The organism is Nitrosomonas sp., assembly GCF_019635155.1.
GTDB lineage: Bacteria > Pseudomonadota > Gammaproteobacteria > Burkholderiales > Nitrosomonadaceae > Nitrosomonas.
The window spans coordinates 1-17,629 of sequence record NZ_JAHBZY010000017.1 but is presented as its reverse complement, the minus strand read 5'-3'; the positions used below and the strand labels follow the sequence as shown (position 1 = coordinate 17,629).

The window sequence follows — 17,629 nt, the reverse complement described above, 5'->3', positions numbered from 1 at the left end:
TGATTAAGTGAAAAGTGGTTAAACATACTGATCCTCCAAAATAAGTTGTGCATCAATACTAGCTTCCATGCCAGACCAAACTGCAGAATACAATCCAGAAATACCGAATGAATCACTATGTGCAAAAGCAATGCGACCAAATGGCTCCTTGGCAGCAACACTCAATTGATCTATCCCCGGAGGACAAGAAAGCATAGGATGCCCCCAACGATGCAAATAAATAGAGGTAATGGCACCTCGTGTTTGCGGCATGATTTCGTGTAAATCAGCAATGATTGTTTTAGCAAGTTTCTCTGTGAATTCACTGTAGAGTGAGATTCGACCGGATTTGCCAGGATAAGGAATATAAATCGTTAAATGACTTAAACCTGATGAGCTATGATTATTTTTTAATAAATCGGGAGCAATGATAAATCGACTAAAATGTGATGCACTAACTGTTTCAAAAGCATCAGTTACTTGTCGATTTAATTCGATCTGTGCAACTAAATACGCGTTATAGTGGAAACGGTCATACAGTTTGGGTCGATCTTCAGTCAGACCATGAATCGCATATTTCGCGTAAACTTTAGGTGCTGCCATAACAACGCAATTAGCCTCAATCGTTTGCAATGCACCATATTCATCGATACCGGTGATCCATACTTTGTTATTGACCTTATTCTCAATGCGAATCACCGTAAAATTTGAGCGAATGGAATCAGGTCTTTGTCGCAAACAATACTCAGACAGTTTCTCAGAAATTACGCCATGACCACCTGGTAAAGTAAATACCGGTTGCCTTAATGTAGATAGAATATACAAAGCGATCCATGCTGACACATCGTTTCCATCTTCACCCAATCGCGAACTTAAAATCAGTTGCATAAACTTTTCTACACCAGGTGTATAGCTCTGCTGTGCCAGATATTGTTTGAATGTCAGTCGATCCAACTCCTTAATATTCTGCTTATTGTCACTGCGAGGGAAAAAAATACCATTAACAGGATCAGCGAATGCCAGCAAATCATCACCGAGTCGCTGGAATGACTCTTGTTCTTTAGCTATCAATGGTAATTCGCGCCAGCCTTCATGCAATGGATCCGCAACGCTATGGCCATTGATGTGGTAGACCAGATGCTTTCCATTTAACTGCTCAAAAGGAATATTGAGTTCATTAAAAAAATCGGTAAATGGCGCAATGGGTCCCTGATTGACAATAGCGCCCAGCGGATAGTAAATACCATTAGCTTCCCTGCGTCTTGAGTTGCCGCCAACTTCCTTCTCTTTCTCCACTAGCAAAGCATCGTACCCTGCTAATGATTTTAAGGCCGTCAGCCCAGAAATTCCTCCTCCAACAATTACAACATCCTTACTAAGCGATGGAGATGGTATCGAGAAAACATATCCATCCCGAAGCTTGTGTGGAACCTGAAAGTGATCGATCTCATCAAATTCAATTGGCAGTTTGATTTCAGTAACTTTACTTTTCGGATCTACACGAAAATTGATACCGGCACAAGAACCCATCCCTAGCAGTCCGATTGTCATCATCGATTGCATGGCTCGTCTACGATTCATGATGGTAAACACTCAACTTTATACTGCCCGCTGGCAATCGGATTTCTGTATTGATCAAAAATAGTGCAATTGACCAAGTAACAATTATCAAATTCTGTTTGAGTTTGTTTTAGTTGGCACTCGACACATATTCTGAATTCGGGAAAAATCGGTTTTATAAATTTATGCCGAATAATTTTCTTGATATGACATTGTCGCCCCAGCCTTTCCGATAACGTATCTGTAATAAAACTCAGTAACATAACGCCAGGCAGTATCGGATTTCCGGGGAAATGGCCTTTTAAAACCGATTGATTTGGACTAATAAGAAAATCTTTAGATAATATTTTCATAGTTAATTCATATAGATGACATCTATCACCCCATAATCACAATTTTGCCACTGACAAGTACGCATTCCTGTTGTACGGCTTTAAAATCTCCAACACTCATGCTTCCAAATTGAGAAGCAACCTTGACAGTTACCGTAACCGCTTGATCTAAATCGGCCGACTCTTGAAATTCGACCTGACTAAAACTCACTAGCAAACGCTCCTCATCTTCTTTCGCTTTATTCAATTGCTCATCCCTACTGGATACCACCACACCTAGTAGTTGCGCAGCTCCTTCCAAAATTAATTCGTCTTTAAGCTCAGTTACACTTAGTGAATCCCATAATGCTATTCGAGGAAAATTAAGGATACTCTTACCGCTTATCCCAGGCTCACTGATTTCAACCATATCCAATAAAAGAATCGGATGGCGATGAGGTAATATTGTTTGGATAGTATCAAGATCGAATATCATCTGGTCATCCCTGTGCTGAACAGCAATTAACAACCATGGCAATTTGACTTCCACCAATGCCAGAACCTAGGTGTAAAAAACGCAGAACTTTTCCAGACATATCAAAATTTAAATAGGGTCGAATACTATCTTCGTAATCTTTGTCAGGATCCATCACCGGAACAACACGCTGTAATAATGAGGAAATCCCTAAAGCCAGCCTGAGTACGCCAGAACCCGCAAACTCGCCGGTATATGCTTTGATTGCAGTGATTTTTGCGGACGACTCTGTCAGTAATGATGGCCACAGATTCATTTCAGCAGCATCTAAAACCCTGCTACCATTTGCAGAACTGGAAATCCAATCTATTGCTGCCATTGTTTGTTCTGCTTTCTCCAGAGCTTGTTTGATTGAGGTTTGCGCATAGTGTCCAGCATTATCGAACTTGTAACTATCCGCTGCAGCTGCACTCAGACCAACACCTTCAATTTCTGCCAGCGGTTTAACCGATCGCTTACGCGCTGACGTTTCTGTTTCTATTAATAATGCAGCACACCCTTCGCTCAAATTGAAACCAGATCGACTACGAGAAAATGGACAAGCAGGGGTATCATCAGATTGTGAAAGAAGGCGCATATCACTGAAACCTTTAATAAGTGCAGCACTTAGTTCATCAACCCCAATCACCAGAACCTGTTCAACCATACCTTGCCTAAGCATCATGATGCCATATTGAATGGCTTGCTCACCGCTGACATCAACACCGGTTACGGTCGAATTAGGTCCAGTTATCCCAAGCTTAATTGCTGCAAGCCCAGCTGCAGCATTGTAAACAGTGTTTGGAAAGTGAAACGGGCTTAACATAGTAATACCATCGCGCAGGAATTTTTTCTGATGCTCAACAACACTTCTGAGACCAGAAAATCCGGTACCAACGAGTAATCCACAGTTATTTCTCTCTTCCATGCTTAGTCTAGCTTGTTCCAGTGCTTGACTACCGGCTGCGATGGTGTAGCAACTGATTGGATCCATTTTTCTGGCTTCACGTGGATTAATGTATTTATCCACGTTAAAATCTCTTACAGTCCCATGAAACTTATCAGATTCGTGATCTTTGGTTTTATCTATGCTGATTACTCGATTACACATCATCTCGACAGCGCTATCGCAACTCGAACCCAATGAACTGACAATTCCAATACCAGTAATTACAATTGCATCACTCATCAAATCCTCTCCTAAAAGTAATCGGGGTGTTGTCTTTCGGTTTGAACCAGTCACCATGCCCTGGTATTACAAAATCAGCCTGCGCTACTTTTTGTCGTGACAGTAATAATTTTTTGCGATTATGAACAATGAGATGATGCTGAGTATCTGATGCCAAGAAATCACTCATTGAGATGACAGCATCTCCAGCAACGATTCCAACACCATTCTCAGTTTCAATTTCCAAGCCTAATTGACCTGGGCAATGTCCTGATAAGTCAATTGTCTTTACATGATCAGTCAATTGCTCTTCTGGCTGACACAGATGAATCTTATTACGATCAGCAATCGTATCCAGCATATAACGTGGATCGTTAGCAAGACACAGAAATTGCCGTAAAAAAACAGGGGAAATCAATTCATGTGTTTCTTGAAGAAATGCACTAAACCGCTGCTCATTCTGACGATGTTTCATCAATTCATTGACAAATTGAAATTCAATTTGGGGTATATGGAATTGCAGTTGAGTATTCTCAAATATCGTTGGGCGATAGTGGTCATAGTGTAGATGCGTATAATACACATCCGTAATATCTGAAATATTGAGTTGCGCCTGTTGCTGCAAAGTGGCATTAAGTTCCGCAGTCGTGTCAAAATATCCTGAATCCACTAAAATACAGTGATCGCCATCAATTATCAGCGTAGCCCCAGCCCGAAGGGTCAAGCGTGATGCTTTATTAAGGCGAAATACTGATGCATTACTAGACACTGAGACCTCCATCAACGACTATTATTTGACCGGTCATATAACTGTTATCCTTCGAAGCGATAAAAACAGTAATTTTTGCAACTTCCTCGGTTGTGCCCATACGTCCCAACGGTATGGTTTGCAAATGATTGCCTAGCTGTTTCTGATTCAACCCCGAGAGCATCTCGGTTTCGATGAATCCTGGTGCAACAGCATTAACAGTAATGCCATACCGCCCTAGTTCTCTGGCCATAGAGCGCGTCATTGCGATAACTCCACCTTTGGATGCCGCATAGTTTGCTTGACCAGGTGTACCAACCAAGCCACTGATCGACACCATGTTAATAATTTTCCCTTGGCGTCTAGGCATCATTTTTTTTGCAACATTGCGGCTGCATAAAAAGGTACCTTTCAAGTTGATATCAATGACATCATCCCAAGCTTGGTCCGACATCATGACCAAATAATTGTCTTTGAGAATTCCCGCGTTATTAACAAGAACATCGATTGGACCAAGCTCACTCTCGATTAAATCGACCATTACTTCCACTTCACTAGTACTTGCGACATTGGCCCGATATGCTTTGGCTTCACCACCCATTACTCTGATTTCTCTACACAGTTCCTCTGCTTTCTCCGCGCTCTTGCAATAATTGATCGCAACCTTATTGCCTAAAAGGGCGAATTCTATTGCAATATTTCTTCCGATACCTCGGGAAGCACCGGTAATCAGTACAACTCGCGATGTTGAATTCATGACTCAGCCCTGGTCCTGATAGCGTTTGAATATTAATGAAGTATTATTTCCACCAAATGCCAACGAATTCGACATTGCGTATTCCATGTGAAGATTGCGAGCAAAGTTAGGCACACAGTCCAAATCACAATCCGGGTCTGGAGTTTCAAAATTCAATGTTGGTGGAGCAAATTGTCCATTCAAACTAAGTAGTGTTGCCACAGCTTCCAGAGCGCCTGCAGCAGAGAGCGTATGACCGGTCATGGGTTTAATGGTACTAACGCAGAGCTTGTTAGCATGATTTCCGAAGACTTTTTTTATCGCTGCAACTTCAGATTTATCATTTAGTACCGTGCCCGTACCATGGGCATTAATGTAGTCAATTTTTTCACAATCGACTTTTCCAAGCTTTAGTGCTTGTTGCATGGCTCTTGCCATTCCATGACCTTCAGGATGCGGAGCAGTAATATGATGCGCATCTGAGCTTAAACCATAAGATACAAACTCAGCGATAATCGGAGCCCCTCTCTTAAGTGCTGAGTCTAATGACTCAAGAATTAGTATTGCGCCAGCCTCACCCAATACAATCCCATCTCGATTTCGATCAAAGGGGCGGTTTCTTCCAGCACATAAAGCGCCCAATGCATTAAATCCGCTTAAGGTGACATATGAAGTGCCTTCAACTCCACCAGCCAACATAACTTCAGCATAACCTTCTCGAATAAAATCTGCTGCGTATCCAATAGCAGTTGCTCCAGATGAGCAAGCAGTCATGATACTGCTGCGTGGGCCGTGTAAGTTATAGTGTGCCGCAACTGTGTTTCCAGCTTTATCAGGATTTGATGCAAGTAACTTTGAAGGGATGGTATTTTGATTTAGCAGCTGGTTACGAACATAGTTCTCCGTATCTGATACAGCACCGCCACTTCCTAGCACAATCCCTATTCCATTGGAATTGTTTTCTGTTACTTTCAGCTTAGCTGAATCGAAAGCTTCCTCCGCTACCGACAGCGCATAAAAATCGACTTGTGAACAATGCCTTTGCTCTCGTTTGCTTAAACTTTTTGATACTTCAAACCCTATAATTTTTCCAATATCTTTCGATACAAAACCTTCTGTGTCATACCATTGATTAGCCTTGACACCACTTCTTCCAAGTCGCAGTGAAGCTTCAAATTGTTCGGCATTATTCCCACAAGGACTGACAACACCCAACCCGGTAACCACTATACGTTTCATGGCAGACTCTCCTGACTTATCGAGTACCAAAAACATTAAACAAACTAATCATCATGCAGTTAATGACTTAACCAGTAACGATTGGATATAAATTGCAAGTGTATTCAGTGAGTAGAAATGACTTTGAATTTCTTCATCTTGTCCTAATTTAACGCCGAATTTCTGTTCAACCCCAAGAACAATATCTATAACATCAATTGAATCAAGTCCCCATCCATCATCGGCAAACAACCCATCATCGTCGCCTGCAGTTACATTTGAAAGATCCATATTCAGCCTTTCTTTAAAAATGCTTCTGATTTCATTCTTTATTTCATCAACTTGCATGATATTTCTCCATCTTGGTTAATAAAACGGTAATTGATAGATTTAATAAGTTTCTCTTTCAAAGCGAGCTAATAGTCGTTTAATCGGTTTTATTTGATGCAGTCGACGTATAATTGCATGCCACGGCAATCGCGATAGGATAGGTGTTAAACTTGGAGCTAATGTATTGATTGTTCTAGGAACAATCGCATGCTCCGGACAAGTCTGGGAACATAAACCACAACCGATGCATTCATTTGAAATTGCTACTTGTTCAAGCCGATTTTTTTTATCCCACGATGGAACAATCGCTGGGCAATCGACTTTTAAACATTCCCCGCATTCGATACACATATCTTGTTGTATCATGTAGCGGTAATTTGTAGGTTTCTTAATCGTAATGCCCTGGACACAATCACCCTTAAGAACCATCACCGAGAGCTTGCTAGAAGTTAGGAATTTGTCTAAAGTGACTTGAAGTTGTTTGATATCAAGTGCATCGACAACAGCAAATTCGGGCACCTTCAAGGCGCCGAGAAAATTTTCCCAGTCGTGGTAGGTAAAAGACATACTGGTTGTCTGGTACCCCGTCATGGCTGCGCCACTGTTGTCAAGAATCAGTATTGTTGCAGGAATGTTAGCTGTTATTGCTGTCATCAATGGTGGAATACCAGAATGAAAAAAAGTTGAATCCCCTATGACAGCAACAGAAGATCCTGCTGCTTCCGCTCCCATGGCTGTAATGTACCCATGTAGCAATCCTATACTTGCCCCCATGCATAGATTGGTGTGTAATGCATTGAAAGGCTCCAAAGAACCTAATGTATAGCAACCAATGTCACCGACAACATAAAGATTACGCTTACTTAATTCGTAAAAAATTCCTCTATGTGAGCATCCGGCGCAAAATCCGGGGGGTCTAGGTGGAATGTCTAGTGGATGCACATGATCCGGTGCTGAGTCGACCAGATAATTCAATTGCTGGACTAATGAAGCTTGATATTTCCCTGAGCTACCTGAAGATTTTATAAAATTTTTTAAGCTATTTACCAATTGGGGAATTTCCGGACTTAATAATTGATCCGGATTAAATTCTCCGACGCCATCAAAATTCGGTCTTTCTACAACTTGTAGATTCATTGCACGCAATTGATGTTCGATAAAGCGACTCGATTCTTCAACGACTAAAATAAACTCACATTGCTGGGCAAAATTTCTAATTTCCATCTCATTTAATGGAAAACTCATGCCTATCTTTAGAATAGGAACTTCATGTTGAAATACTTTGGTTACAAATGCGCCAGGAAATCCGGCGACAACAATACCAAATGGATATTTTACAAACGGGTTGGTTGAAAAAGCTGAAGGAAGCAAAGAATGACAAAACCATTGACTCCAGTGTGACTGCATTAGATTATCAATTCTTTGATTTAAATCTTTATGAAGCGCAGGAACAAATCTTGGCAGTAAAAGGTATTTTTGTATTGGTCTAGCAAAATTAAAATCATTAACGACTGACTTCCTCGTGCCAGTCACTACCTTACTGGTGCCATAACATAGCTGTGTTGTAACTCTGACAACAACGGGAATATCGAACTTATGACTAATATCAAAAGCTAAGCGCGTAAAAACCAAAGCTTCTTCTATACTGGATGGTTCTAGCACTGGAACGTTGGCAGCTAAGGCCAGTAAGCGCGTGTCCTGTTCATTCTGTGATGATTTTGCTCCTGGATCATCACCGACAATTACAACTAATGAACCACGAACACCGGTATAAGCAGCATTAAAAAAAGGATCAGCAGCTACATTTAAACCAACGTGCTTCATGATAACTAATGATCTAGCTCCGGCATGAGCTATTCCAACGGCGATTTCCATACCAACCTTTTCATTGGCCACCCATTGAGTTTTTATTTCTGGGAATCGCTTTAAACTATCGATAATGCCAGTTACAGGTGAACCAGGATATGAACAAGAAAAGCTCGCTCCACCTTCCCAAGCACCTTGTGCAATTGCTTCACAACCACTCAAGAAAGTCATATCAATTCTCCTACAGGCAATTGATTACGTTTACGAATATGATCAATATAGTTAACTCTGACTGCAGGATTTATCCACCTTACCAATTGATTAAGAATACGATTTGGTCCGATCTCAATAAATTCTGGTTGATAACGATTGCACAAATTCTGAATCAGTCGTTGCCAATTGACAGTTCTCATTGGCTGTTCCAGTAATGTTTGAAAAATAGTCTCTCGGGATTTTATTGGTTCTCCTGTCAAGTGAGACCATAGTTCATAACGAGATGAATCAAAATGATTTCGATGATTAATCCCTATTTCAAGCATTCTGCTGCAAACACCATTCATCGCAACAGAGTGAAACGGGATAATGGTTCCTAGATCACTGTAACGCAGCACTACCCATCTTAAGGCATCACACATTTTTGTAATATTTTCTGGCCGCCCGTAGATAACCACCTGCAAGCTACTGTTACGAACTATCATTTCGACATCAAATTGTTTTGCTAGTCGATTAGCATCAATTGCAACCGAAGTAGTTAAAACGACGATGCGATTGGGATTGTCATGAAACTCCTGCCATCCTTCATTAAAAATACTTCGAATCCAGAACCATGAATCTGCTTCAGAAAGCACGCCGGCAGCAACCAAGGAAGCATAGAAACCTAGACTGTGACCACAGCATATAGCTCTGCTATCAGCTTGAGGTTTAGCTAGCTTCCACCATAATAAATTGAGACAATGAATTTGAAGTTGTCGTGAAAGTTCTTTATCTCGAGCAGATTCCGGCTCGTAATTCAGCAGAGGAAAATCGATACTACTTTCCCAGTCTCTGATAACAGATTCCGCCCATGGATAATGTTTACAGAAAGCTGTCAGCATGCCGGGATATTCAGCACCCAAACCTGGAAACATATAAATGATATTGGATGCTGATTTCATACCACACTCTTTATTCCAAACACAGATTGATGATAGAAATTTGATTTCATTGGTTGCGGATCGGTCAATGAAATCGATTCATTCGAACTTTGAATTCTTTGGAATTGATTGCAACCCCATTGCAGAGCAGTTCGATTTTTGGTATTCAAAGAATGTACTTTGTTTTTATCTGAATTGTTTAAAACTAACTCAAGGTCAAAATTGAATGCAGCGCAAAACATTCCTAACATCGCGCTGGAGGTATGGACAGGTAACAAACGTTCAGATCTTAGTAAGCTAGTCACCGGCAAAGTTAAACAGCGAACTCCACCAAGCTCAATTAATTGAACAATTTCCTTTGTACTAGGGTACACATATTTACGATGACAACCACAAATGGTTTCAATTCGAGTGTCAGCAATAAAACATACTCCATCAGGCTCTAATAAATGTGCTGAACGGAGAGCTTCTAGTGGTTCCAAAGCAATTAATAAATTTACCTTAGCTTCAGATAAAGATGGGGCAATAAAAAAATCAGATGCTGTTATTACCGCGGAAGTTGAAGCACGTTTTTGTGCAACACCCCGCTGTTCAGTTGTGTGAATGTGAGAATAGCGAAGAGCTAGTAAGTCGCGTACTTTATGAGTAAAACTGACAACTCCCAATCCACCTAAACCAACAATCATGATATTTAAATTAGACGAACTCAAATTCGTTACAGCATTTATCCGATTGATCAATTCCAGAGAATCCATAGTAGTTAAGTTCATAATTGATACAATTGAATCTGAAATTTATAAATTTAAAGCGACCTTAAATCACTTTCATTACTTTCTATTTATAAGTTGAAATTGCGTATTTCCAAACGCTCAACATTTGCGGAACTGAATAGATGTATTTGAGCATACCTTCACCACTCATCTCTGTGATTTCTATCACACTTCTTGTATTTAATTAGTCACTGACATAACTGAATGAATCTGCACAGCCCGGCTCAGTAATTCTGAAAACAGATACCTTTTACTGTGTTATTCAGCCGTCACTGGCCGCTACGGCTTTCTATAATGTGCAACGTGTCATAGTTTTCCGGAACCCGGTGAATCGTACCGGGGTATGTAATAACCGGTCCTGCACAACGACGATTCGATGATGATTGGCGATCCCGGACCGATCACGTTGGTTGACTATCTTTTTATCGACAATAGGTTTTCAAGATGAGTGAAATCGGATTGACCGAGGCGAATAATTCGCCGAATGCACGTATCCTCTCTAACCATTTAGACCTGCAAAAATCCCTCGAGCGGATTCATGAACTCCCTGCGATGCCGGCAATCGCTAGAAAAATGCTGGCATTACCGCTCAATACCGATGAGGGCGAGGCGCAGTTATTGAAATTGATCGCGCAGGATCCGCAAATTTCAGCGCGTATTATCGGCTTGTCCAATGCATCGCTATTTGGCGCGCCAGGAATGATTTCATCTGTCAGAGATGCCGCTATGCGCTTGGGATTGATACAGATCAAGGCGATCGCCATCGGCATGGCGACCATCGCGGCGTTTTCCAAATCGACCGAAGGAAAATTCAAAGCGACAGAACTTTGGGCGCATAGTATGGCGATCGCTTCCGCAATGCGTACCATCGCCCGATATATGCCGGCACGGCAGCGCCCGATGGAAGATCAAATTTTTCTGGCCGGACTACTGCACGACATTGGCTATAATGTTCTTAGTTTTATCGCCAAAGACCTCAGCAACGTTTTATACGAAAAGCTAAGCGCGCCCAGTGACGCAGCCCCCCTCGAAATCGAGTGCGGATTGCTCGGTATGCATCATGGCGAAATCGGTGCGCAACTCGGATCACATTGGGGATTACCCGCGGAAATTGTCGGTGTTATCCGCTATCATCATACGCCGGATCACCCTGACGCAGCCGAGATTGAACCTTTGGTCAGACTTGTCTGCATTGCGGAAAAATTGTTGCCGGATTTTGTGAAAGCTGATCACGGCACACAAGAAATTACCGAGCGAGAGTGGATTTCTCTTGGGATTGATACCAATAAAGCCCCTGCAATTACGGAAGAAATCGGCATCATTGCCGCGCAAGCCAAACAATTTGCGAATGCCGCATGATTATTTCAACTAATGCATACACTTGCATCAGCGTTGGTTAATCAATAACTCAATAACTCTTCAGAGGAAACAATAAAATGAAAAAAAACACCTGGCAGACATATAGAATGCAAATCATGGTTTCTGTTTTTTTCGTCACGACCATCACTCTGGCAAGCACGTTAACTCACGCGGCATCGCTACAAATGCCGGTATCGGCCAGCTCAGGCGCCACAAAATCCTTAAGCGTCCATTTGGATGTTGATTCCGACACTTACACGCTTCCGGGTCCTTCGCCGACAGCATCAAAAGGCCCGGGCGAGAACCCGGTGGTTAAAGCACGCGGCGTAAAACTCACGCACAGCAAACCCGCCGCTTCTTCATCCGCCACTCAGTTGCTGATCGGACCAACTTTACGTGTCCGTCCCGGAGACAAACTGAATATTCTTTTCAAGAACAATCTCAGCTATGAAGAATCCGCCGGTGATGGCGGCCACAGCACCACCAATCCACACGGATTCGATGTCATCAATCTGCATACGCATGGCTTGCATGTCTCACCGCGAAGCCCGAGTGACAATGTGTTGCTGAATATTTTCCCGGAAAATACGCCCAAAGAACCGCTGAAGGACTGCGATGCTGAATTCGGCAGAGCCAATTGCGTCACGAAAAAATTTGCTTATGCGTATAAAATCCCCGCCAATCACCCTTCCGGCACTTACTGGTACCATGCGCATAAGCACGGCGCAGTCGCAATGCATCTGGCCAATGGTATAGCCGGAGCATTGATTATCGAAGATCCGGTGCACGGCCTGGAAAGCTTGCCCGCCGTGCGAAAAGCGCGTGAACAAATTATTTTGCTGCAGGAAATCGCATATGGCGGTAATTACCCGGACGGCACGGGTTCCGGCACTGAAAAAGATCCTTATCGTATCGACTGCATGAGCGTATACGGCAATCAGAACGGTTGCGCATTCGGTGGCCCCAAACCGCCCGCCCCTGGTGTTTCCAACAACGAATTATCGGTCAACGGTCAATTCCAGCCAACCATCACGATGTTGACCAACGAGGCCCAGCTTTGGCGAGTGATTAACGGCAGCATCGGCAATGTCGTTCCAATGTGTTTGGTGCCGATTGGCAGCGGTCACGATCAACCATTGACCGCAGCACCGGCGGCTTATGTTTTAGCCGCGGACGGCATTCCCGTGCGCAATCCCAATGCACACGGACAAGATTTGCCGGTACTTCTGACCAATCCTGTCGCAGAACCAGTCAGTGGTTACGATATCCTGAATAACGAATTACTTTTACTGGCCGCGGGTCAAAGACTGGATTTAATGATCAAGGCCCCTGCCACACCAGGCATATATGCCTTGTACGACAGCGTCGATCAATCCGACAGTGCCGTTCCCGTCAACGAGTTATGCCAAGCTTCCCGCTACGAGAATTCAACACCGATCCTCACGGTGAATGTCGAAGCCAGCGCAAGCGAGATTGCCTATAATACCGAAGTACCGACACAACAAGCGCTCAATAAACTCAATGCGCCAACGACCATCACTGCGGCGAAAAGTCCTGAACTCCCTACCCAGGGTGCTGTCTTCGGCTTCACGAACAGCGAATTCGCGCCCATTGACGGCGGCGCATCGATCATCAACGCTAGAGTGTTCAATCCAATCCGCAGTCAACGTGACCTCGCATTGAAACAAGTCGACTTATGGTCCGCACAAAGTGCTGCAGGCACGCATATGTTTCATATCCATATCAATTCATTTCAACTGGTCTCGCGCGGGCAAATCAAATACCCGTTTCCGATCTGGCGCGATACGCTGCTAGTGGAAACAAAATCGGATAAGGAAGGTAATGCGGAAATCGGTGAAATCGTGCAATTCCTGCAAAAACCGCTAGACTTTACCGGCTTCCTGGTAATGCACTGCCACAATGTTTTTCATGAAGATAATGGCATGATGGAATTGGTGAGGATTCTGCCACACTCCGGCAGTCATCACTCGTCACAGAAGAAACAGGAACATTAATATTTTGAGGTAAATGCCGGAAAGCGGCTCAAGTCCATAGAGCAATGAATTTAATCCGCTTTCTACTTTTATGTGAATTCAATTTATGCCGTGATCATTAGTCGAATTCTTAACTACAATTTTGAATTCTGTAAGGCAATGATTAACTTTTTATTTGGTTTATTTGCACTGTAGGCTCCATACTTTTGCCAGGAATCAGATTTAAGCCATGCTGTATGCTCCTTAAGTATTTCGACCAACTCGTCATGTCCAATAAGATACCAAAAACCACTAACTGGAAACACCATATATAGCGATTTATGTATTTCTGTGCAATTGCAAGTCGCGACTTAAGTTGTATTTTGAGGGTCTCATGACCATTTTTGTGATATGCGAGAAAATCTGCACCTTCCCAATCATCGGCAAGCTTAATGCAATTAAATCCATAATCCGCCAGAAGACCTGCTACTTTCTGGAAATTAAAAATCTCTTTCTGACGGGAATTTAAATCTGAGTATCTTATTTTCTCGAGTTTCATTCGTAAATGTGCATGCTATAAAGAAATCAGTCCCCATCGCTCGCATTCTGCTTTGACGCATACATATACCCACCGATCGCACCAAGAATGACTCCCAATGGTGCGGCAATAAAGATTCCGATCATCGGTCCTTGGCTGGTGTCTTTCGCAATAACCATCGGTCCTAAAAATCCCAGCGTAAAGAATAATCCGCCTAGAATTAGTGCGCCGCCGATAACGGCAACCCAGACGTTGGTTTTCTTTGCGGAAATGATTTTCCAAGTGAACCAAGCACCCACTCCGGCGCAAGCGGCGGAAAAAGCCGTGCTGAGCCATGCCGGAAAATTAGTGGTGATCGTCAACATGGTATTGATAAAAAACAACACCGTCAGAAACATCAGCAGGGATACAATCGGTTTTAGAATTTGAAGCATTGTCAGAAGCTTTTATCAAAGGAATAATTAACAGCATCGCATTGTAAACCATCTCCCTATCTCCTAGGAGTCCCGGCATGAATACGTTCAATACCGATCGGCGCACCTTGTTGCAATACGGCTTCCTGAGTCTGGGAGCTTTTGCCGGTAACGCGCTGTTGCCAGCGTTTGGCAATGCAGCGGCATTACATTCGCTGCTGACTTCGCAACGTGAGTTACTGCCGCCGGACCCAAACGGCGTGCGCTTGCCTGCGGGGTTTACTTCCCGCATCGTGGCCTGCTCGAATCAAAAAATATTTGACTATACCTGGCACGCAGCCCCCGATGGCGGCGCGACGTTCGCAGCAGAAGACGGCGGCTGGATCTATGTTTCCAATAGTGAACTGGATCATCAGACCGGTGGCGTCGGCGCGTTGCGCTTCAATGCTGCCGGTGACATTGCCGATGCGTACTCAATTCTGCAACATACCAGCCGCAATTGCGCCGGCGGGCATACGCCATGGCAAACTTGGCTGTCATGCGAGGAAACCGATAACGGTCGGGTCTGGGAATGCGATCCGTTTGGCCGCAATGCTGCGCAAGTCAGAAACGCACTGGGAGTCTTCCGGCATGAAGCGGTTGCGGTCGATACCCAAAATATGCAGCTTTACCTGACTGAGGATCAAACCGACGGTTGTCTTTACCGGTATACCGCACATTCGTTTGATCACGCGGGTCATCCCAATCTCGATGACGGCTTCCTGGAAGTCGCCGAAGTGATCAAAGGCCGGATTGGGTCAGTGCGTTGGCACATTCTTCCCGATCCTTTGGCAACCAAAGTACCAACACGGCGGCAAGTTCCCCACAGCACTCAATTTGATGGCGGCGAGGGCATTTGGTACCATCAAGGCGTTATTTACTTCACCACCAAAGGCGATAACCGGGTATGGGCGTATGATGTCCGGCAAAACCGGATCGCCGTGTTATATAACGCATCGCTCTATCTGTCGCCGGTGTTGACCGGCGTCGACAATATCACCGGCAATGCTGTGGGGGAATTATTGGTCGCCGAAGACGGCGGCGATATGCAAATCGTGGTTTTAACGCATAACAAGGTATTGCCATTGCTGCAATTGGTAGGTCATGATCGTTCCGAAATCGCCGGTCCGGCGTTTAGTCCCGACGGCTCACGGTTATATTTCAGTTCCCAGCGCGGCACCAGCGGGAAAGCTAACGGCGGCATGACATTCGAAATCACCGGACCGTTCTGATACGGTTTTTGTCCGGCTTCTCCGTTCCTGATAAATCCAGGCGATGACCCCATGTTGTGGCAGAAAACAAACACACCGTGTTCACTATTAAGAACGCTCCTAAGAATTCGGCGTTTTAAACAAGACGAGGCGAAAACAAGAGATATTAGCGTGCCCTATGACTTAATAGGTAAGAAAATAATTTTTGTGAATAACCATGTATTGTGGCGAAATATGAATTTTTAGAGATACTCTTAAGCATAAAACAGCGATAATAGGCATAAAATCACGGCGGTATAAACGGGAGTATCGATTTGGAATTTAAAGATTACTATCAAACACTCGGCGTTCCACGCGACGCTTCGGCGGATGACATCAAGAAAGCGTTCCGCCGTCTGGCGCGCAAATATCATCCTGATGTTTCCAAGGAAGCTGACGCCGAGCACCAAATGAAGGAAGTCAACGAGGCGTATACCGTACTGTCCGATCCGGAAAAACGCGCGGCTTACGATCAGTTGGGGCAACGCGGTTCTCAGGCTGGCAGCGATTTCCAGCCGCCACCCGGCTGGGATGCGAACTTCGAATTCAGCGGACGCAGTTCCAACGGTGCGCAAACAGCCGATTTCAGCGACTTTTTTGCGGAATTGTTCAGCGGCATGCGGGGCGGTGCGCGGCAAACGCATCAGCGCATGCGCGGCGAGGATCATCACGCAAAAATCATGCTCGACCTGGAAGACAGCTATCGCGGTACCACTCGCAGCATTTCCTTACGTATGCCGAAACTTGATGACCAAGGACGGCCGGTATTCACCGAACACACGTTGAATGTGCGCATTCCCAAAGGCGTGCATGCCGGTCAGGTAATCCGGCTGGCCGGTCAAGGCGGCCCCGGACATAACGGCGAGCCAGCAGGTGACTTGTTCCTGGAAGTTCAGTTCAAGCCGCATAACCGCTACCGCATCGAAGGCAAGGATATCTATATCACATTACCAGTTGCGCCTTGGGAAGCAGTATTGGGTGCAACCGTCAAAGTACCGGTGCCGGACGGTCTGGTCGAAGTGCGTATCCCGGAAAACTCGCAAAGCGGCCGCAAACTGCGCCTGAAAGGCCGCGGCATACCTGCCGCCACACCGGGCAATCTATATTTAATACTGGAAGTGGTATTGCCGCCTGCCACAACTGAAAAAGCACGTGAGTTTTATCAAAACATGGCGCGGGAACTCGCATTCGATCCGCGCCAGCATCTGGGGGTTTAAACCATGTCTCGCGAAATTGATGCACTGTTACTGGAAGAAGCCATGCTCAGCCTGGATGAACTGGCGCGTAGCTGTCGTGTAAGCCGCGAATGGGTCATCGAGCATGTGCAATGGGGATTGTTACCGGATAGCGACCGGCTTCAAGCCAGTCCGGATTCATGGGCTTTCGACAGCCGCAGCTTGATACGGATCAAACGAATCATCGCGATTGAACGCGATTTTGACAGCAATCCGGAACTGGCCGGCCTGGTGGCCGATTTAATCGAGGAAGTCGAATCGTTACGCACGCGCTTGAAAACTTCGGGATTGGACGAATATTAAAAACACCAGCCTCGCAAGGAAATCAATCATGCTTTCACATATCGTCTGTCCGCACTGTCATGCAACCAATCGCGTTCCCAGTGATCGCTTAGGCGCTTCACCCAAGTGCGGCGCCTGTCATCAACCGCTTTTCACGGCGCAGCCGGTGGAACTGACGGAAGTTTATTTCAACAAGCATATCGCCAACAACGATATCGCGGTGCTGGCCGATTTCTGGGCGCCTTGGTGCGGTCCGTGCCGCATGAT

At 44.5% G+C, this 17,629-nt stretch carries 19 protein-coding genes; 6 read left to right on the top strand and 13 right to left on the bottom strand.

Translation table 11 applies throughout. The annotated features are described in order from the left end of the window. Window positions 1-18: 18 nt before the first annotated feature. Genes KF839_RS11575 through KF839_RS11525 form a run of 11 tightly spaced genes read right to left on the bottom strand, consistent with a single transcriptional unit; the run spans window position 19 to window position 10,273 of the window. A complete protein-coding gene (locus KF839_RS11575; RefSeq protein ID WP_292918001.1) occupies window positions 19-1,542 on the bottom strand; it encodes an FAD-dependent oxidoreductase in 1,524 nt (507 codons plus the stop codon). A gap of 14 nt (window positions 1,543-1,556) precedes the next feature. Beyond that, window positions 1,557-1,892, bottom strand: a complete 336-nt coding sequence (locus tag KF839_RS11570; protein ID WP_292918000.1) for an ApeI family dehydratase — start codon at window positions 1,890-1,892, stop codon at window positions 1,557-1,559. A 25-nt stretch (window positions 1,893-1,917) separates the two neighbouring features. Beyond that, complete coding sequence (locus tag KF839_RS11565) at window positions 1,918-2,346, bottom strand: hotdog family protein (protein ID WP_292917999.1); 429 nt, start codon at window positions 2,344-2,346, stop codon at window positions 1,918-1,920. A gap of 4 nt (window positions 2,347-2,350) precedes the next feature. Continuing rightward, window positions 2,351-3,553 carry a beta-ketoacyl-[acyl-carrier-protein] synthase family protein gene (locus KF839_RS11560; protein ID WP_292917998.1) on the bottom strand — a complete coding sequence of 401 codons (1,203 nt, stop codon included), beginning with the start codon at window positions 3,551-3,553 and terminating at the stop codon, window positions 2,351-2,353. Next, complete coding sequence (locus KF839_RS11555) at window positions 3,546-4,301, bottom strand: MBL fold metallo-hydrolase (protein ID WP_292917997.1); 756 nt, start codon at window positions 4,299-4,301, stop codon at window positions 3,546-3,548. The genes KF839_RS11560 and KF839_RS11555 overlap by 8 nt, the downstream gene beginning before the upstream one ends. After that, the gene (fabG, locus tag KF839_RS11550) at window positions 4,294-5,037 is read right to left on the bottom strand and encodes a 3-oxoacyl-[acyl-carrier-protein] reductase (RefSeq protein WP_292917996.1); all 744 of its coding nucleotides are present in this window, start codon (window positions 5,035-5,037) and stop codon (window positions 4,294-4,296) included. The genes KF839_RS11555 and fabG overlap by 8 nt, the downstream gene beginning before the upstream one ends. Window positions 5,038-5,040: 3 nt before the next feature. Beyond that, on the bottom strand, window positions 5,041-6,255 hold the full coding sequence (locus KF839_RS11545; protein ID WP_292917995.1) for a beta-ketoacyl-[acyl-carrier-protein] synthase family protein: 1,215 nt from the start codon (window positions 6,253-6,255) through the stop codon (window positions 5,041-5,043). A gap of 51 nt (window positions 6,256-6,306) precedes the next feature. Next, window positions 6,307-6,582, bottom strand: a complete 276-nt coding sequence (locus KF839_RS11540; protein ID WP_292917994.1) for an acyl carrier protein — start codon at window positions 6,580-6,582, stop codon at window positions 6,307-6,309. A 42-nt stretch (window positions 6,583-6,624) separates the two neighbouring features. After that, window positions 6,625-8,601, bottom strand: coding sequence for a thiamine pyrophosphate-dependent enzyme (locus KF839_RS11535; protein WP_292917993.1), 1,977 nt, complete (start codon window positions 8,599-8,601; stop codon window positions 6,625-6,627). Next, window positions 8,598-9,524, bottom strand: a complete 927-nt coding sequence (locus KF839_RS11530) for a hypothetical protein (RefSeq protein WP_292917992.1) — start codon at window positions 9,522-9,524, stop codon at window positions 8,598-8,600. The genes KF839_RS11535 and KF839_RS11530 overlap by 4 nt, the downstream gene beginning before the upstream one ends. Continuing rightward, entirely contained in the window at window positions 9,521-10,273 is a 753-nt protein-coding gene (locus tag KF839_RS11525) for a 2-oxoacid:acceptor oxidoreductase family protein (protein ID WP_292917991.1), read from the bottom strand. The genes KF839_RS11530 and KF839_RS11525 overlap by 4 nt, the downstream gene beginning before the upstream one ends. Before the next feature lie 444 nt (window positions 10,274-10,717). On the opposite strand from KF839_RS11525, the gene KF839_RS11520 reads away from it, so the two are divergent. Then, a complete protein-coding gene (locus KF839_RS11520) occupies window positions 10,718-11,632 on the top strand; it encodes an HDOD domain-containing protein (protein ID WP_292917990.1) in 915 nt (304 codons plus the stop codon). A 77-nt stretch (window positions 11,633-11,709) separates the two neighbouring features. Next, window positions 11,710-13,647 (top strand): multicopper oxidase family protein, encoded by a 1,938-nt coding sequence (locus KF839_RS11515; RefSeq protein WP_292917989.1) that lies wholly within the window; start codon window positions 11,710-11,712, stop codon window positions 13,645-13,647. 142 nt (window positions 13,648-13,789) lie between these two features. Here the strand turns inward: KF839_RS11515 and KF839_RS11510 are convergent, their stop codons facing one another. Then, on the bottom strand, window positions 13,790-14,164 hold the full coding sequence (locus tag KF839_RS11510; protein ID WP_292917988.1) for a hypothetical protein: 375 nt from the start codon (window positions 14,162-14,164) through the stop codon (window positions 13,790-13,792). 26 nt (window positions 14,165-14,190) lie between these two features. Then, window positions 14,191-14,577 carry a multidrug ABC transporter permease gene (locus KF839_RS11505; protein ID WP_292917987.1) on the bottom strand — a complete coding sequence of 129 codons (387 nt, stop codon included), beginning with the start codon at window positions 14,575-14,577 and terminating at the stop codon, window positions 14,191-14,193. Window positions 14,578-14,654: 77 nt separating this feature from the next. Between KF839_RS11505 and KF839_RS11500 the strand changes: the two genes are divergently transcribed. The 4 genes from KF839_RS11500 to KF839_RS11485 all read left to right on the top strand — a co-directional run. After that, window positions 14,655-15,827, top strand: a complete 1,173-nt coding sequence (locus KF839_RS11500) for an alkaline phosphatase PhoX (RefSeq protein WP_292917986.1) — start codon at window positions 14,655-14,657, stop codon at window positions 15,825-15,827. 293 nt (window positions 15,828-16,120) lie between these two features. Next, window positions 16,121-17,062 carry a DnaJ C-terminal domain-containing protein gene (locus tag KF839_RS11495; RefSeq protein WP_292917985.1) on the top strand — a complete coding sequence of 314 codons (942 nt, stop codon included), beginning with the start codon at window positions 16,121-16,123 and terminating at the stop codon, window positions 17,060-17,062. A 3-nt stretch (window positions 17,063-17,065) separates the two neighbouring features. Beyond that, a complete protein-coding gene (locus KF839_RS11490; RefSeq protein ID WP_292917984.1) occupies window positions 17,066-17,383 on the top strand; it encodes a chaperone modulator CbpM in 318 nt (105 codons plus the stop codon). Window positions 17,384-17,411: 28 nt separating this feature from the next. Continuing rightward, on the top strand, window positions 17,412-17,629 hold a 218-nt coding region (locus tag KF839_RS11485; protein ID WP_292917983.1), incomplete at its 3' end, for a thioredoxin domain-containing protein.

What these genes read in the sequence shown, in the direction of transcription:
- KF839_RS11540 (WP_292917994.1), bottom strand. Translation starts at nt 6,582, where the DNA reads ATGCAAGTTGATGAAATAAAGAATGAAATCAGAAGCATTTTTAAAGAA.
- KF839_RS11575 (WP_292918001.1), bottom strand. Translation starts at nt 1,542, where the DNA reads ATGCAATCGATGATGACAATCGGACTGCTAGGGATGGGTTCTTGTGCC.
- KF839_RS11525 (WP_292917991.1), bottom strand. Translation starts at nt 10,273, where the DNA reads ATGAACTTAACTACTATGGATTCTCTGGAATTGATCAATCGGATAAAT.
- KF839_RS11500 (WP_292917986.1), top strand. Translation starts at nt 14,655, where the DNA reads ATGAATACGTTCAATACCGATCGGCGCACCTTGTTGCAATACGGCTTC.
- KF839_RS11520 (WP_292917990.1), top strand. Translation starts at nt 10,718, where the DNA reads ATGAGTGAAATCGGATTGACCGAGGCGAATAATTCGCCGAATGCACGT.
- KF839_RS11505 (WP_292917987.1), bottom strand. Translation starts at nt 14,577, where the DNA reads ATGCTTCAAATTCTAAAACCGATTGTATCCCTGCTGATGTTTCTGACG.
- KF839_RS11510 (WP_292917988.1), bottom strand. Translation starts at nt 14,164, where the DNA reads ATGAAACTCGAGAAAATAAGATACTCAGATTTAAATTCCCGTCAGAAA.
- KF839_RS11570 (WP_292918000.1), bottom strand. Translation starts at nt 1,892, where the DNA reads ATGAAAATATTATCTAAAGATTTTCTTATTAGTCCAAATCAATCGGTT.
- KF839_RS11490 (WP_292917984.1), top strand. Translation starts at nt 17,066, where the DNA reads ATGTCTCGCGAAATTGATGCACTGTTACTGGAAGAAGCCATGCTCAGC.
- KF839_RS11565 (WP_292917999.1), bottom strand. Translation starts at nt 2,346, where the DNA reads ATGATATTCGATCTTGATACTATCCAAACAATATTACCTCATCGCCAT.
- KF839_RS11535 (WP_292917993.1), bottom strand. Translation starts at nt 8,601, where the DNA reads ATGACTTTCTTGAGTGGTTGTGAAGCAATTGCACAAGGTGCTTGGGAA.
- KF839_RS11545 (WP_292917995.1), bottom strand. Translation starts at nt 6,255, where the DNA reads ATGAAACGTATAGTGGTTACCGGGTTGGGTGTTGTCAGTCCTTGTGGG.
- KF839_RS11515 (WP_292917989.1), top strand. Translation starts at nt 11,710, where the DNA reads ATGAAAAAAAACACCTGGCAGACATATAGAATGCAAATCATGGTTTCT.
- KF839_RS11530 (WP_292917992.1), bottom strand. Translation starts at nt 9,524, where the DNA reads ATGAAATCAGCATCCAATATCATTTATATGTTTCCAGGTTTGGGTGCT.
- KF839_RS11560 (WP_292917998.1), bottom strand. Translation starts at nt 3,553, where the DNA reads ATGAGTGATGCAATTGTAATTACTGGTATTGGAATTGTCAGTTCATTG.
- fabG (WP_292917996.1), bottom strand. Translation starts at nt 5,037, where the DNA reads ATGAATTCAACATCGCGAGTTGTACTGATTACCGGTGCTTCCCGAGGT.